Genomic DNA, 15,931 nt, shown 5'->3' on the forward strand with positions numbered 1-15,931 from the left:
CTCTTCTCTATGAAACTAAACTCTCTTATATTAGCCTCTTTCTTGCCGTTCAGGTCATCCATACAAGCTGCATCCGTTCGAAGACATACACTGTACGCAAAAGGAGGAGATTACATGAAGCGAACCATTCCATCAAAAACGGCAGTCAAAAAAGTAGCAATCCAAAAAGCAGCAGTCAAAAAAATAGCAGCCAAGAAAACGGCGGCTAAAAAAGCAACGGCCAAAAAAGCGGTCATTGCCCAACGGCTGCCTTCGCTTTCGTTATGGAGCGATATCAACTTTTCGGGGAGACGGCTTCGGTTCCGCGGCAATATCGGAGTGCGCAGTCTGGTCGTTTTCAACTATAATGACGTTTTGTCCAGCTTTGAAGTGGACGGTACGAATCAGAGCACACTCGTCCTGTTCCAGGACGCCAATTATCAGGGTGCCCGCCGTGTGTACCGCGGCTCGACCGCGATCGCCAATCTCGGCGACTTCAACGATCTGGCGTCCTCTTTCGTCTTGTCCCGCGGCCGGTTAAGCGATGCGCAAATCAACCGGATTCAAAATCGCGGCACGGCGCCCGGAAACTTCGCCGAAGTGTTCTCCAATGGAGTGCTACGGCGTTCCAAATCTGTGAAGTAACCCCCGCTTCGCGGTCTGTTGCCATCCCGCCCCGAGCCGGCCCGCCCTATGCGCGGTGTCCGGCTTGGCGAGTTTCGGCCTAGCCCTCCGCCTGCTCCAAATGCTTCGTGCAGTTAAACAGCTCGCACGCCCACGTGCCGTCGCCGGCTTTACGCACCAGCGTTACCGACGTGTTCCCGATAAAAGAAAACGTTTCGCCGAGCGGGACCAGCCTCCGTATCGTCTGGCCGATCAAGCCGCCGTGACTGACGACCAGTATCCGCTTGCCCGGATGAAGCGTTGCTATTTCCTCCAACGCCTGCACGCCGCGGTCCGCAACCGATTCCCGCGGCTCCGCGCCGAGATCAAGCTTTTTCCAGTCCGCCCCCCACTTGCTTACCCGATCTTCTTCGGTCGTCCCTTCGATCTGCCCCAAATTCACTTCGCGCAGCCTGATATCGGTCCGAATTTCGATGCCTCTGCCCTCAATCGCTTTACGAGCCGTCTCCAGAGCGCGGATCAGATCGCTGCTGTACACGGCGTCCCAGGATTCGTCGAGCAAACGGCGAGCCAGCCGCTCCGCCTGCCTTCTTCCCTCTTCGTTCAGAGGAATATCCGTATGCCCTTGCGCCCTCCACTGCGTATTCCAGTCGGTAATCCCGTGCCTAACCAATCCGATTACAGTCATCGTCAGCTCTTCGCCTCCTCTGGTTTCGTTTACGCCTGCTTTGGGTTGTAAAGTATTATTTTAACAAAAATCGTTCATTCCTGTATATCCTTTTGTTCGCTGCCGTTTCAAAAACGCCTGATACGGGGTAAGCCTTAACTGTTGAGACTGACGTGCAGAGAGGAGATAGATCCATGAATGACTCCAGACCCTTAAACAACGGTTCCTTGCCGCCATGCTGAAGGATCATATCCGCGGCCAAACCCATCCGCTAGTCCGGCTGCTGAACCCGAGACGAGCTAGAATGGCTGTGTAACGACGGCCGGCGCCAAATGCCCGGAACAAGACGAGTCCCGTATCCGGTACGCCGGATACGGGACTCGTCTTGTTCATCGCATCAGAGCCGGGCGAACAGCATCGCCGCCGCCGACAAGAGCAGCAGGGCACCCGCCAACAGCAGCAGCCTTCTGCCTCCGATCTTATCCGTCAGCCTGCGCCACAGCTTCTGCCGGATGTCGGTTCCCCAGCCCTCGTATTTGCCCGAGAACGAATGAGTGAGGTTGTACAGCTCGCGGACCGAATCGTTCATCGCTTTGACGGCGATCGGATGGATCTTGCTCAGGATGAGCGTATGCGGATAAGTTGCCTTGTTCGCGTCCACGTCCGAATTCACGACCGTGTAGCCGAGCCGCTTCGCCTCGTCCGCCGCCTTGCGCACATCGTCACCGCTTGCGAAGCGGAGCCAGTGATACACTTCCCGGGGGATGCCGAACCGGTCCCCTTTCTCCGCCAGCGATTGGAGCAGCACATTATTTTTCGAATACAGTTTCTCGACCTGATTCGGTTTCAAGTATTCGTAGAACGACCAGTCCGCGTCTTCGCGTTCGGAAGCGATCCACCGGTACTTTGGATATTCCGCCATCACATTCTCCGCCAATTGGCGGTGGGGCGTACCTCCCGGCTTCGCATAATAATAAAACTCCAGCCGGGATTCGGTATTGATGCGGCCGATATACACAGCTTGCAGGGAGTCGGAAAATATATGTTCCAGACGTCTCTCCAGAATGCCCAGCTTTCCTTGTGCAGTATCCCGCTCTTCCTTGTCCGTCGCGATCGCATACAGATTAATGACGATCGAGAGCAGACGGGAAAATCCGGGAAGCGGCGTTTGTCCGGAATGAGACGCATCGATGAGCACGTTCATCTGTTCCTTCTGATCGGTAGTGCGATGAAAGTAGTCCCACTGTTTCGACTTGATTGCCATGGATTCATCCCCTGTTGCGGCCAAATTCATTCAATATTCGGGGTTGCGTAAACCATTCTACGTCAACGTCTCCTATCTGTAAACCGCAAATCCAATAGTTGCGGCTTAAATTTATTAAACCGGAATTGCGCCGAATTAACCGGAATGGAGAAATATATCCCGCCGCAACAGAAAAAAACCGGGGAGCCGTTTTCGTCGGCTACACCGGTTTTTCAATAAACCACTATTTATTCGACTACGATCGCATCGCGCTGGGCGATCAGACAAAGCTCCGCCGCCTTGAACGCGTGCGCCTGGGTCATCGCGATCTCGGTCCGGTTCAGGCAGTCCAGGATCAGCTCGCCGAAGAACGGATAGCCGATCTGGCCGCTGACCGCGAAATGCTTCTCACCTTCGCCGTTTACGAGGTACAAATGGTTGCCTTCCTTCGTGCGGGCGATGTCGATATATTTACGCAGCTCGATATACCCTTCCGTTCCCATAATAATCGTCCGCCCGTCTCCCCAAGTGCCGAGACCGTCCGGCGTCAACCAGTCGACGCGGAAATAGTTCGTCGCTCCGTTATCTCCGACAAGCGTCGCGTCCCCGAAATCTTCCAGCTCGGGATATTGCTTGCATTTGTAGTTCGCCACTTTGCTATGTACGACCTTGGCGTCCTGGCAGCCGGAGAAAAACAAAAACTGCTCAATCTGATGGCTGCCGATATCGCACAAAATGCCGCCGTACTTTTCTTTCTGGAAAAACCAGTCGGGCCGGGACGGAGCGTTCAGCCGGTGCGGGCCGGTGCCGATTACTTGCACGACGCGCCCGATCGCGCCTTCCTTAATAAGCTGCCCGGCATAGATCGCGCTCTCGACATGCAGCCGCTCGCTGTAATAAACCATATATTTAAGCCCGGTGCGGCTCGTCATTTCTTTGGCTGCGGCTAGCTGCTCCAGCGTGGTGAACGGCGTTTTGTCGGTAAAATAATCTTTGCCGTGCTCCATCGCACGAAGTCCAAGCGCACAACGCTCGGATGGCACCGCAGCGGCCGCAATCAGCTTGACTTCCGGATCTTCCAGCACTTGACGCTCCGATTCCGCAACGTTCACCTTGGGAAATCTGGCGCAAAACGCCTGAACCTTGGCCGGGTCCGGATCGTAGACCCACTTCAGTGTAGCGCCCGCCTCAGTCAAGCCGTTACACATGCCGTAGATATGCCCATGATCGAGCGCCACGGCGGCAAAGACGAATTGCCCGGGTTCGACTACCGGTTTCGGTTTTCCTTGCGGGGCGTAGTTCATGCCGTCGCTTTTCTGCATGCCTAAGGCTCCTCCTCCACGCTTTCTGTGCGAAAGCTCCACATTTTCCAATTATCCTCTTCATGCTACCACGGTTGGGACGAATTGTCTTTATCGTGAGTATACAATCCGTCCTCTGAATTAACTCTCATTGGTCTGAATCGGATGTTTGCAGGAGAGGAGCCCAGATGCAGAGACACGGCCGGTGCTGTGGACCGGATAGCAGACAGCCGCTCCTGACAGATCGGGGCGATACGTCCGCTTGATCGTAGATGGCTACTGGCTTAACTTGGTTATTTTCTGACTGACTTGTTCCGCAGCTTCGCGGAGCGCCGTATTTAAATCTTTGCTCCCCAGAATGACGCTGTCCAGCTTGCCGCCCAGAACCCCGTTCGCCATCTGGGTATGTTTGCTGTAGGGCACCGCAGCTGCATATTTCAATTGGCGAATCCTTTGTACGTAACCCCTCTTAATCAGCCCTTCTGGGTGATTACCCGGGTTACGGGTTGTCCGCTGTATATCGAGACGGACGAAGCAAAATACAGCGTCGAGCCGGGGCAAGCGTTGATCATACCTGCGCATACCCGGTACAGAATCAAGCCGCTTGGAAGGGAATACGTTACGCATTGGCTGAATATGAACCTGATCTTGTTCGATCACCTCGATTTACTCCATACCCTTAAAACTCCCTATGTCACGACCGTTTCCGCCGGAAACAAGATCGGCCGTCTGCACGGGGAGATTACCGGTTTAATGAACCGGGAGCATGCCAGGGGCCGCGCTTCCCTGATCGCCATGTTACAGCTCAAACGCCGGATCTATTCCCTGCTTGAACTGATTATGTCTTTCCCTGACGTCAATTTTGCCACTGTCGAAGAAATCGGCAAGTTCGAACGGTTTCGTCCTGTTTTATCCCATATCGAACGCCATCTTGCCGGGAATATTAAAGTATCCCGTCTTGCCGAGCTGATGTATATATCGAACTCTCATTTTTACAAAGAATTTCAGGAAGCTTTCGGTTTGCCTCCGATGCAGTACTTCTCGCAGCAAAGACTGAGGAAAGCGCAATATTTACTCGCTACGACGGATTTGACCATCAAGGAGATCGGCAACCGGGGCGGCTACGGCAATCCCTATTCGTTTAACCGGTTTTTCAAATCAATGCACGGTTCCAGCCCGGGCCAGTACAAAAAAACGGCGGCAAACAGCATGCATTCCATCCCCTTTTAGCAAATACATGTTCAAAGCATATCCTATCGGTTGAAACGACGGTATCAGTACTCCGGTAGTCTGCTGTGTGTTTCCGGCTTCGCGGGCTTTTGCCGGAGGGCCCCGCCGGCCGATGCTGCCTCCCCCCCGACGCGATCGTCGTGTCGCCCCGCCGGTTGTGGTACAATAAACTTGTTTTATTACAACGAGTTCAGCACACAGTGGGAGGCGCAGCACATTATGGAACAAGTTATTATCGTAGGCGCGGGGCCTTGCGGCTTATCGGCAGCACTGGAGCTGCAGCGGGCCGGCTTCGATCCGCTCCTTATCGAGAAGCAATCGGTCGTTCATTCGATCTATTTATATCCGACCTATATGCATTTTTTCAGTACGCCGGAGCTGCTGGAGATCGGCGGCATCCCGTTCTCGACACCGAACGAGAAGCCTACGAGAGCGGAAGCGCTGAACTATTACCGCAACGTGGCGCTTCGCGCGAACATCCGAATCCGCTCCTACGAGCAGGTGACCGGGATCGTCCGGACAGACGACGGGTTCCGCGTAACCAGCCTGGACAAAGCGGGACGCGCCGGCAGCTACGAAGCGAAACATGTCATTTTGGCGACCGGATATTTCGATCATCCCAATATGATCGGCATTCCCGGCGAGCAGTTGCCCAAGGTCAGCCACTTTTTCCGGGAGGCGCACCCTTACACGGGTATGAAGGTGGCGATTATTGGAGGCAACAATTCGGCCGTCGATGCAGCGATGGAGCTGATCCGGGTCGGTGCGGAAGTGACGGTCGTCTACCGCAGAGACTCGATCTCGCCAAGCGTGAAGCCTTGGGTCCGCCCGTTGTTCGACAGCATGGTGACCAAGGGACGCATCCGTATGCTATTCCGGTCGCGGGTAGTTGCGATTGAAGAAACGCATATTGTTGTGGAAAGCGGCGACGACACGACCGAGCTGGAGAACGACTTCGTGCTCGCTCTGACCGGCTTTCGGCCGGACCGCGAGTTTCTGCAATCGGCCGGCATCCGCATGGAGGGCGATCCGGAGAAGCCGTTGTTCGATCCGGAGACGATGAAGACGAACGTACCCGGCCTCTACCTTGCAGGCGTCATTGCGGCAGGCGCCGATGCGAACGAGATTTTCATCGAGACCGGACGCCACCACGGGGTGGCCATTACCCGGCATATTTTGCAGCAGCGTTCGGAATAGAAATGGAGGGGGCCGTTGTTGATTGAAAAGGATTGATGTAGCTTCAACGATACTTCTGGACGAGACCCGCCAAAAAATCGTCATGGTCCGAAGTCACAAGGACGGCAAGTTTAACTGGACGACGCCGGGCGGAGCCGTCGAACCGGGCGAGACGCTCGAACAGGCGGCCATCCGCGAGACGAAGGAAGAATGCGGATACGACGTGCGGATCGGCAGCCTGCACTCGGTCAGGGAGATGTTTTTTGAGACAAGCGGCCATCATGTCGTCATCTTTACCTTTTATGCGACCATCACCGGCGGCGAACTGGAGATTATGGACCCTGACGGCGATATTGTGGAAGTGTGTTGGATGGAGCTCCCCGCGGCCAACGAGCTGATGACGTATTTGCCGGAGAAGCTGAGCGGCATGGATGACGCTCCTTCCGGTTCGGCCCCTTACTATTTTCAAGGCACCTTGTAGTTCGAATAACGCCTGAACGGTAACGTAAATGCAGCCATTCCGCGAGGTAGGCCTTGCCGGAAGAGGAGGTTTTCTTGCGGGCATGATACGCCTCCGCTTCGCTGAAAGCGAAATCCGCTGGCATTGGACTGGCGATAGGCTAATAACGAAGTAAGCGTCTTTGGCACCCCCTATTCCCGTATTATTCGGCTGCTAGAGACGAATAAAAGCGATTTGTACCTCTTATTTCATCCAACTGACGGGGTCCGCACCCTTTTCGCAGATTTTAGCATCCTCAAACCGCTCTTATTTCCCCGATCGAGCGAGTTCGGACCCAATAAAAGCTTCAAACCGCTCCTATCCGGTTCCTCCCTGCTTATAACGTCGAATGTCACAGCGTAAACAGCAGGCATTGGAGATCATGAAAATGTCCTCCCCCTTTCGCACTTTAGATGCAGAGACAAAGTGAAATATTGTTTAGTAAGCGCCGGCAACTCGCCTCTCAAGAGTTCCCGGTGCTTTCTCATTCTTCCGATCGCTGCTTGGGTTAACTCCGATCACATCCCCCATAAACAAAACCGGATTAAAATACGTCGTTACCTCAAGGGTTGTTACGTCATTTCGTTTACAACGTAACAATGTTACGTTACACTCGTTTCGTCAGGAGGTGCCGATGTGGAGCAAGAGCTAATCTCCAAAAAGGAACTGCTCGAATTAACTTCGATCTCGTACAGGCAGCAGTACCGGTGGAAGCGCAAAAACTTAATTCCCGAAGAATGGTTCGTCCGCAACTCCACCTATACCGGTCAAAAGACGTTTTTTCCAAAAGCGGACAATTTGGCCCGGATCGACAAAATTAAAAATATGAAGGGAACGGCTTCGCCTGAAAGGGATTTTTCATATCGGCGGTCTTGTAAATGCCGGGGCTATCGAGCTGCTGCTCCACAACTGCTGTAGGGTGAAGGAGATCGGCGGAGAGCAGATCGTCGTTCGGCGGGCCGAAGGCCTCTGGTGAAACAGCTGATCGGGTCGATGTTTCTGCCCGCCGACTTTTATGAAGGTACTTTGACGGTAGAGTCAATCGAGGGGGATTCGATCTATGTGGAGCAAATTTTGCAGGAGTTGTCCAATGCGCCGGAGAGTTACGAATCGACGGATACGCCAAAGTCGGAAGTCAATTTACCTGTGAACGGATCGGATTAAACGGTTTTATGTCGCTTAAAGGAAATTGCAGCGCCGAATCGTTCGAATCCCGGGGAAGCTTCCGCATACAAGGTTTACTCAACGCCGGGACCATCGATATCGAACTGCATTCTGAATGCCGGGCCCGGGAAATCGGCGGGGATCGCATCTGCGTCCGTAAAAGCAGGAAAGCCAACCCGATCGCGAAGCTGGTCAAAGCGCTGACTTTTAATAACGAACAATTAACCGTCGAGACAATTGAGTGTGACGATATCCAATTGGAGTATACGAAGGCCGACATAGTCCGTGGAAATCACATATCGATCGGTCCTGGCTGCGAGATCGGATTGGTCGAATATTCGGGCAAGTTTGCCCAGCATCAGGACGCCAAGGTGAAAGACCGCCGAAAGATCTAGATGTTGCGAAGCAACTGATTTATTTCCCAAGAAATAATAGGACCTTAGACTCATCGCAATCCATCGAACTTAGCTAGTTACCCCTGAAAGAAAGCTAACCTATCCAGAAAAATGCTAACCTATCCAGCTTTGTTGAAAGTCGCAAACTTAAACGGCTCAGGAACAAAATAACAGTTTCTGGCACCCTTTATTTTCGGCCATATCGAAAAATCGATGAAAATAGAGGCGGTTTGCACCCCTTATTTCAATCAATTGGTGGGTTCTGCGCCCTTACCGCGGAATATAAGAGCTCCAAAGCGCTTTTATTTCTCCATTCAAGGGCGTTTCGGACAAAATAAAAGCTGCAAATCGCTCTTATTCGCTAGTTCCCTCCTCTTGCCCAAAGCAGGGATGCGAGCCGTGCTGCCACGAGGATGAATGGCCCTATATAAGCGGTGTCTATTCTACGTTCGCAATATCCCGGTTCTCTCTAACGCCTCAGTCGGCTTGAACATTTGAACCATTAGGAATAACTTCGAAACAAATCCTTTCCACTTCTAAGGCCCCTACATAAGTCGCAGCTTTTCAGCTTTTCAACTTTTCATCGTTTACCGTGTCCCAGTTAGCCTGTCGCCACAGCGGGTTTGAATATCCTCTCCATTGTACACAAGAAGAGCACGAGACCCCTCGCGCGAAGTCCCGTGCCCCTTTACTGCGCTTCATTCGTTCCGGCGTCGCCGTTACCCGGCTGCTTCGCCCGGTACGGATACTCGTCGATTTGCCTGCATATTTCGTGCTGCCAATCCGTATCTCGGGTCATCGAGGCCATGAGCGAAGCATTTTCCAAATAAGCCATTTCCCAACATATCTTGGCATTCACTTGCATGCATTGTTCAAGCTCCGTTTGTTCCGACGGAGTTAATTTCCTTTTCACCGAAAACGTCCACAATTCCGCCAATCGCAAATGTACCGGATGCAAGGTCATTCCCATCTTCGTCCCTCCATAGTTGCCATTGTACCCAAGAATGAGACGATTCAAAGCCGGGAGGTGAAAAAATGCATGCTGGACGATGCAAGGACGGAGCATACGACGGAGCACAGAGCACAGGACGCACGCAACAGCCTCAATCGACCAAGATCCGGCCGGCCGTAGCGATCCGGGACCCGTGCCGCTGTGGCAGCCCGGTCCGAAGACAAATTCACTGGCACTTCCACTCGCCTACTGCCATGTGCTTGACCACCACTATGTGACGTCAAAGCACCGTGCGCTGGGAACTGCGCACGGTGCGGAAAAGCGATCTATCCTGACTAGCTCTAGCCCTGCTGTTCGGTCGGGACCGCACCCCCGCGCTGCTGCACAACATGGGTCAGCTCATGACCCAGCAGCTCTTGGCCTTGGCGGCTGTCCGGATTGTACTGGCCTTGACGGAAAAAGATATCGCTGCCGGTCGTAAACGCCGTCGCCCCGATCGATTCGGCCATCCGGTCCGCGCTCGCATCGGTGTGGATGTTCACATCCGAGAAGCCGGAACCGAAGGCAGACTCCATCTTCGCTTGAACCTGCATATCCATCGGACTGCCGCCGCCCCGCTTCTGCTCGATCTCTTGCTCCAAGGATGCGTCGGCATCGAAGCCTTCGCCCGAGCTTGCTCGCTGAATCGCTTCTGCCGAGCGCTTCATCTGGAGCTCCTCTTCTTCCAGCTCCGGGCCTTCGGATTCGCGCTGGATGCCTTCCGCCGAGCGCTTCATCTGAAGCTCCTCTTCCTCCAGCTCCGGACCTTCGAATTCGCGCTGAACGGGCGCCGTATCCGCAGACGCCGAGGAGATCCGGTCCGCCACCAGCTTGCCGACCTGATCCGCTTCCTGCTCATAAGCATCGCCGGCAGGTCCCACGGTCAGCTTGGCCTGAACTCCCGCCGGCAGCGGGGCAGCGCTGGGACCGGCACCGGTCAGTATGCTGCCGATCGCCTTGTTGCCGATCGTTCGCTGCAGCTGCATCATCGGATGATCGGCGGCCGCCCCCGCCGGTTTATGGCTTTGTTTCGATTGTCTCGCCAGATCGCCGTCCGGACGTTTATGTACGCCGCTATGCATGGACATCTGTACGACCTCCTATTTAGATGGATCGGATTCATGTTACGGATTCGTTCCGATGATGATAAGCCGATTATCGAATAATTCAACTATACCACAATTCCAGCCGACCCGATGGGACAAATTGTATATCGGTCCTATTTTTTCTCCAATGTCATAATCGCAATATCGTCGAATTGTTTCGCTCCGTCTGCAAACCGGTCAACGTCACCAAGCATGGCCTCAAGCACCCCGGGACCGTCCGCCCCGCGAAGCAGCTCCAGCAGCGTTTGCAGCTTGTGCGAGCCGTACTGCCGGCCCGAGCGGTCCTCCGCTTCCGTAATGCCGTCGGTGTACAGCACGATCCGGTCTCCGCTTTCGATCATCGTCTCGTGATCGGAATACACGGTGTCGTCCATAACGCCCAAGGGCAAATGCTTTCGCGCCGCCAGCGGAACGAGACCGCCGTCGCGCCGGAGCACGTACGGGGTGCAATGGCCCCCTTCGCTGTAAGTCAGCGTCCCGCTTTCGACGTCCAGCACACCGCAAAAAATGGTCGCAAACATCGTTGAATCGTCTTTGTACAGCTCCCGGTTCACTTCCGTCAGCAGCTCCCCCGGAGACATCCCCTCCGACATCCGACCTTTGATAAGCGTCATAATCATGGCCATAAACAATGCCGCCGGAATCCCTTTATCCGAGACGTCGCCCAGCGCGAAAAACAGTTCCCGCTCCCCCAGCCGGAAATAATCGTAAAAATCGCCGCCGACCTCACGCGCGGGACGGAGCAGCGCATGGACTTCAGCAGCAAACCGGTCAGCCGGCCGATGATCGTCCGTCCCTACCTGATCTCCGGCAAGCGCCGCCGATACGTCAGGCTCCTGCCAGAGCGCCGACGCCGCTTTTTTCCACGACAGCTCCTTCGGAAGAAAGCTCATCTGGATCCGCTGGGCGATCCGCAGCTCGCTCTCCATCCGCTCTTTGGCCGCAACCGTCTCCTTCAGCGCCGCCATCGATTTTTCCAGGGCGTCGTATAACATCGCGTTCTCCAGAGAGACCGCCGTCGGCGATGCGATCGATTCGAGCAGCTTGACGTCGCGGTCGGTGAACGCCTTGCCGTCCCGTTTGTTCAGCACCTGCAGAACGCCGATCACCGCGCCTTTGCTAAAAATCGGGACACAGAGCAGATTACGCGTCGCATAGTCGACCCGGTTCGCCACCTTGGACGACCAGCGCGGATCTTGCGAAGCGTCGTCGATTTTTACCGGCTGTCCGTTCTCCGCTACCCAGCCCGCTACGCCCTCCCCCATCTTGAGGCGGATTTCGCGAACTTCCTCGCCCTTCGAACCGGTGGCCAGCTCGAAGTACAGCTCCCCCTTCTCGCGATCTACGAGAATGACCGAGGACGCTTCCGCATGGAGGACACGGGCGCTCGTCTCCATAATTTTGCGGAGCAGATCCTGCTTGCGGATCGTCGAATTCATTTCCAGACTCACTTCGAACAGCTGCATGGTCCGCCTGAGCTCCGCATCCGAAGCCCGGCGTCTCCGTTCCCCCCATATCCATCCCGCAAACGCCAGGATGGCCGGCAGCAAGAAAGGGAGCGTCTCCATGACGTCATCTCCCCCGTCTATCCTGTAAGTAACGTTAGCCGCTTCTACGCAGCCTGACCGCGCCCGCCGCATGTATCGAACGGGAAGCAAGCGCTACTCGCGTGTTGCCTGGAGCGCTTCGTCCTCGGTAGCGCATAGCTTGAAGATGCTGCTGAACCCGGACATGTCGAACACTTCTCTAACTTGCTCGCTCAGATGGGCCAGGGCGAGACGGCCCTGGATCGCCTTCACTTTTTTGGCGGCAAGCAGCAGGCTGCGAAGCCCGGCGCTGCTGACATACTCCAGACCGCCCAGATTAAAGACAAAACGACTGGCCCCCGCTTCCACCGATTGCAGAAAACTTGCCTCCAGATGGCCCGATGTGTTCGCATCCAGTCTTCCGCTTATGGCAAACACCATAATCCCGTCGTCTGTTCGCTCAGCAATGTTCATCCGTCTCTTCCTCCTCCTCGTGCTGACGCAGACGCATCGTCAAGCACAGCTCATTGCGTCCCTCTACACGGGCATAAGTCTTGCTCTCGGTTAACGATTTGGCGAAATGAATGCCCAGCCCGCCGATCTTCCGATCCTCCAGACTGGCTTCCACATCCGGCTCCGGCCGGTTCAGCGGATTAAAGGCGATGCCGTCGTCCGAGATCGAAATATCCAGAACGTCACCGTTCAAGGCAAGTCCGATCTCGATCCGCCGGCTGCCTTCCTGCCCTTCTCCGTACCCGTATGAGATGATGTTCGTGACCAGCTCGTCGCAGATCAGGTTCACCCGGTACAACACGCGATTATCCATGCCGAGCGCTTCGGCCGTTTCATTCAGAAAGAGGCGGAGCCGCTCCAGCTCCGGCAGTTCGTTTCGCAAGCTTATGCTTGTGGTTTTCATCCCCCTGCCCCTTCCACGCCATATAGTTTACCGCACGATCATGCCATCTTCATCAGCATATTCTCGAGCAGCCGGACACGCGCGCTTGTGGCGTGCAGCAATCCGATGCCGATCTCGGGATACAGCCGGATCAGTCTGGATAATTGAGCGCCATGCATCGCCAGCAGGAGAGCATCATCGAAGATCACCTCCGCCGTAACCGAAGAGGCCGCCCCGTCCAGCGCCGACGTCTCCCCTAACGACTGCTTGGAGCTGATGACACCGATCGTTCCGCCGCTAACCCCCTCCAAGCCGTTGCTCAGCTCTACGGTTCCTTCGATGACGATATACAAGCTCGGCGACGGCTCTCCCCGGCGAAGCAGAATCGCTCCCTCCGGATGCACCTCTTCCTGCGAGATGCCGGCCAGATGCCCAAGCTCGTCGACCGACAGATCGGAAAACAACGAGACTTGCTTCAAAAAAATCACTTTGTCGAGCATCGACAGCATTTTCCGCGCTTCCTTCACGGCGGACCGCTCCCCTTCCTCTACCGCATGCGCCGCAATCCGGCTCAGCCATTCGTCCGGCCATGTCCGGGCGTCTTCGATCAGCGCTCTCGGATGACCGGAGCCGCTGTCGTCCGCATGTTCCATCCGTTTCAAAAAATCGAGAAGCGCACCCGACAACCGCCGGTCGCCGATGCCTTCCGCCAACACTTCCATGCCGTTCTCGCGCACTTCCTCGTTATCGTCCCTTATCGTATCCTGAAGCGACAGGACGACACGTTCGTCCGACAGCTGGGCGAGCACCGCCCACACCCCTTCCAGAAGCGAAAGATGAATCTCGACGACCCGCTGGGCCGCAAGCTCGGACAGCTCCGGCTTGCCCAGTCTGTCGAGCGCTTCGGGCAAAGCTCCTTCGCGGCTCGATGTCGTAATCCGCTGAATGCACAAATCGATCAGATCTTGACGGATCGTCTTTTCATCCAGAATGTACGCCAGCGCGGTTACGGACAAGTTCCAGATGAACGGGTTGCCGCCTGCGGCATGCTCCAGCAACACCGGTACGGCAGGCTGGCCGATATCGATAAACGCATCCAGAATCGCTTTGCGAATTTCTTTATCGGCAAGCGGGATCATCGCCAGCAAAGCAGGGGCCGCTTCCGTATACCCCAGCTTGCCGAGCCCGTGGATGGCGGCGGCCCGGACTGCGGGCTTCGGGTCCTCCAGAAGCGTCATCAGCCATGGCGCGTACGAGGTCAGCTTCAAATCCGCCACCGTGCGGCAGCCGTAAATCGCCCATTCTCCGCCCTTGTCAAGCATCGAGACGAGCGTCTCCTCGCAGGCGGGATAGCTTTCTTCACTTTCGAGCGCATACAGCGCCTTGATCCCTTCGTGCACGACCCGGGGCTGGGCGTCCAGCAGCTTGGCTCTCAGAAAGAAGTGGGCCTGGCTTTTCATATGCTTCGCCCGCCCTAGCAGCTTGACGCATTCCGCTCTCACTTCCTCATCGGGATCTTCGAGAAAGGCGGCGACCTGCACGAGTTCCTGCAGCGATGCCGTCTGTAAATTCATTGCCCGCAAGGCGGCGAACCGGATACGTGCGCTGCCGTCGCCGGTCAGGCCGATCAGATGCGGGAAGAAGGTGGAATCCTTCACCTTGCCGATCAGTTCCAGAGCCAGCTCGCGGACATAATCGTTCGGGTGCTTCAGGTAGCCGAGAATGGCCGATAACGATTTGGAGCTGTTCATCGCCCCCAGAAACGAGACGGCGTTTTCGGACAAGTCCGCAAATAACGACTGTACGCTGCCGACCAGCTCGCGAATGTACAGATGCCGGCCGTACCAGGCTACGACGATGAGGACCAGGCTGAGCGCGATACCGATCCACGCCAGCGGCGCGAGCCCGAGCCAGCTCATTGAATGAGTCATCGACAGAAACGACCCGATCAAAATCCCGCCCGAAGCAGCAAGCCCTTGCGCGTAATAACGAAACCCGTCCCGCTCCGAGATCGGCATCATCTTAAAGAAAAGCTGGTAGCACGGCTCGGCGATATAATAAAGTAAAATATACAACACCGCATATGAAAACGATATGACGCCGAGCCCGTAGGGTCCGTTCATCGACACCGAGACGAGGCCGAAGCCTCCGGCGAACAGCAAGGAGATGCCGAGCAGCACATTGCTGGCGCCGAGCTTGTTCATCAGCTTGCCCGAGACGGTCTGCAGGCCCAGACATAAAGTAAACTGCAAGGCGGTGATGAGCCCGTAAAATGCGGTCAAGTCCCCTTCGTTTGTAAAATGCGCTTCCGCAACGTTGAAGTATTGATACTCCATCATAAAGTACAGCGTAGGCATCAGCGTCATTAATCCGATCGCCGTGAGCAGAAACGGACTGGCGACGATTTGTTTCATATAATACCGGTTCGTCCTCTCGTCCTGCCGGACCGTTTCGGGAGCCTCCTGCTTGCGCGCCGCTTCCTTGATCATCAGCGGCGTTAAATAGCGGGCGAGCGACTTCCTGAAAAACCCGTACCCGATCAGCAGCATCACCGGCGCAAGCGCATATACCGCCACCGTGCCGAACCATTTGCCGATCAGATAAGCGCCGATCCCCGCCGTAATGCCTCCCATCGTCGTCGAAGCGACGAACACCGGCATCAGCCGCTTCGCCTGCTGGGTCGGGCACAGATCGAATGCCGTGCTCCACAGCAGCAGCGTCAGCTGGCGGACGACGAAGTTCGAGGAGACGAACAGAATCGGATAATAATAGCGGAAGTCGAAGCCGCCGGCCATAAAAGCCAGCAGCACGGCACCGTTTCCGATCAGGATGAACAGCATGATCAGGTACAGGATCCGCATAAACCGGTCCTTAGCGGTCCGTCCGGCGAGCTTCGCAAGCAGCCAGCCTTCGACCGGCATGATGACCGCTTCCGCGATGTAGACGTAAGGCAGAAACTGTACGCCGAACCGTTGATTGAATAAAGCCATGAATGCCGTATAATTCAGCGACTCCGCTACTCCCCCGAAATAAAAAACCGGAAGCATCGTGAACAGCTTCCGGGCATCCTCTCCACGCAGCCCGAACCACCGATTTAAGGCAGCTTGCATGCAATCAAGTCCTATCCGTTGGTCT

Annotated in this window: 16 protein-coding genes and 1 pseudogene; 7 read left to right on the forward strand and 10 right to left on the reverse strand. The window is 55.5% G+C overall.

Features of this window, described 5'->3' with window-relative positions; all coding sequences use genetic code 11:
- Window positions 1-114: 114 nt before the first annotated feature.
- Complete coding sequence (locus IDH45_RS23625) at window positions 115-624, forward strand: peptidase inhibitor family I36 protein (protein WP_190930602.1); 510 nt, start codon at window positions 115-117, stop codon at window positions 622-624.
- A gap of 79 nt (window positions 625-703) precedes the next feature.
- On the opposite strand, the gene IDH45_RS23630 is transcribed toward IDH45_RS23625, so the two are convergent.
- From IDH45_RS23630 to IDH45_RS23645, 4 genes are all read right to left on the reverse strand, one after another.
- Window positions 704-1,291 carry a histidine phosphatase family protein gene (locus IDH45_RS23630; protein WP_190930603.1) on the reverse strand — a complete coding sequence of 196 codons (588 nt, stop codon included), beginning with the start codon at window positions 1,289-1,291 and terminating at the stop codon, window positions 704-706.
- Window positions 1,292-1,667: 376 nt separating this feature from the next.
- Window positions 1,668-2,534 (reverse strand): DUF695 domain-containing protein, encoded by an 867-nt coding sequence (locus IDH45_RS23635; protein ID WP_190930604.1) that lies wholly within the window; start codon window positions 2,532-2,534, stop codon window positions 1,668-1,670.
- 227 nt (window positions 2,535-2,761) lie between these two features.
- Window positions 2,762-3,835 (reverse strand): Gfo/Idh/MocA family protein, encoded by a 1,074-nt coding sequence (locus IDH45_RS23640; RefSeq protein WP_190930605.1) that lies wholly within the window; start codon window positions 3,833-3,835, stop codon window positions 2,762-2,764.
- Window positions 3,836-4,090: 255 nt separating this feature from the next.
- On the reverse strand, window positions 4,091-4,255 hold the full coding sequence (locus IDH45_RS23645; protein ID WP_190930606.1) for a hypothetical protein: 165 nt from the start codon (window positions 4,253-4,255) through the stop codon (window positions 4,091-4,093).
- Here IDH45_RS23645 and IDH45_RS23650 point away from each other — a divergent pair, their 5' ends adjacent.
- The 6 genes and pseudogenes from IDH45_RS23650 to IDH45_RS23675 all read left to right on the forward strand — a co-directional run bounded on the left by IDH45_RS23650 (window position 4,256) and on the right by IDH45_RS23675 (window position 8,278).
- A complete protein-coding gene (locus IDH45_RS23650) occupies window positions 4,256-5,044 on the forward strand; it encodes a helix-turn-helix domain-containing protein (protein WP_190930607.1) in 789 nt (262 codons plus the stop codon).
- A 219-nt stretch (window positions 5,045-5,263) separates the two neighbouring features.
- A complete protein-coding gene (locus IDH45_RS23655) occupies window positions 5,264-6,241 on the forward strand; it encodes a YpdA family putative bacillithiol disulfide reductase (protein ID WP_190930608.1) in 978 nt (325 codons plus the stop codon).
- A gap of 22 nt (window positions 6,242-6,263) precedes the next feature.
- Window positions 6,264-6,701 carry an NUDIX hydrolase gene (locus IDH45_RS23660; protein ID WP_190930609.1) on the forward strand — a complete coding sequence of 146 codons (438 nt, stop codon included), beginning with the start codon at window positions 6,264-6,266 and terminating at the stop codon, window positions 6,699-6,701.
- A gap of 654 nt (window positions 6,702-7,355) precedes the next feature.
- Window positions 7,356-7,562: pseudogene (locus tag IDH45_RS23665) on the forward strand (DUF4004 family protein); the annotation flags it as partial.
- 129 nt (window positions 7,563-7,691) lie between these two features.
- Complete coding sequence (locus IDH45_RS23670; RefSeq protein WP_190930610.1) at window positions 7,692-7,883, forward strand: hypothetical protein; 192 nt, start codon at window positions 7,692-7,694, stop codon at window positions 7,881-7,883.
- 8 nt (window positions 7,884-7,891) lie between these two features.
- Window positions 7,892-8,278: a hypothetical protein gene (locus tag IDH45_RS23675; protein WP_190930611.1), complete on the forward strand. Its 387-nt coding sequence runs from the start codon at window positions 7,892-7,894 to the stop codon at window positions 8,276-8,278.
- A 688-nt stretch (window positions 8,279-8,966) separates the two neighbouring features.
- On the opposite strand, the gene IDH45_RS23680 is transcribed toward IDH45_RS23675, so the two are convergent.
- The 6 genes from IDH45_RS23680 to IDH45_RS23705 all read right to left on the reverse strand — a co-directional run bounded on the left by IDH45_RS23680 (window position 8,967) and on the right by IDH45_RS23705 (window position 15,906).
- A complete protein-coding gene (locus IDH45_RS23680) occupies window positions 8,967-9,248 on the reverse strand; it encodes a DUF7667 family protein (RefSeq protein WP_317891274.1) in 282 nt (93 codons plus the stop codon).
- Window positions 9,249-9,571: 323 nt separating this feature from the next.
- On the reverse strand, window positions 9,572-10,357 hold the full coding sequence (locus IDH45_RS23685; protein ID WP_190930612.1) for an eCIS core domain-containing protein: 786 nt from the start codon (window positions 10,355-10,357) through the stop codon (window positions 9,572-9,574).
- Window positions 10,358-10,488: 131 nt separating this feature from the next.
- Window positions 10,489-11,943, reverse strand: coding sequence for a PP2C family protein-serine/threonine phosphatase (locus IDH45_RS23690; protein ID WP_190930613.1), 1,455 nt, complete (start codon window positions 11,941-11,943; stop codon window positions 10,489-10,491).
- A 93-nt stretch (window positions 11,944-12,036) separates the two neighbouring features.
- Complete coding sequence (locus tag IDH45_RS23695; protein WP_190930614.1) at window positions 12,037-12,375, reverse strand: STAS domain-containing protein; 339 nt, start codon at window positions 12,373-12,375, stop codon at window positions 12,037-12,039.
- Entirely contained in the window at window positions 12,362-12,817 is a 456-nt protein-coding gene (locus tag IDH45_RS23700) for an ATP-binding protein (RefSeq protein ID WP_190930615.1), read from the reverse strand. Before IDH45_RS23700 ends, IDH45_RS23695 begins: the two co-directional genes overlap by 14 nt.
- A gap of 38 nt (window positions 12,818-12,855) precedes the next feature.
- On the reverse strand, window positions 12,856-15,906 hold the full coding sequence (locus tag IDH45_RS23705; protein WP_190930616.1) for a HEAT repeat domain-containing protein: 3,051 nt from the start codon (window positions 15,904-15,906) through the stop codon (window positions 12,856-12,858).
- Window positions 15,907-15,931 lie beyond the last annotated feature (25 nt).

The sequence above is a fragment of the Paenibacillus oceani genome, assembly GCF_014705615.1.
In the GTDB taxonomy this organism is placed as follows: domain Bacteria; phylum Bacillota; class Bacilli; order Paenibacillales; family NBRC-103111; genus Paenibacillus_AB; species Paenibacillus_AB oceani.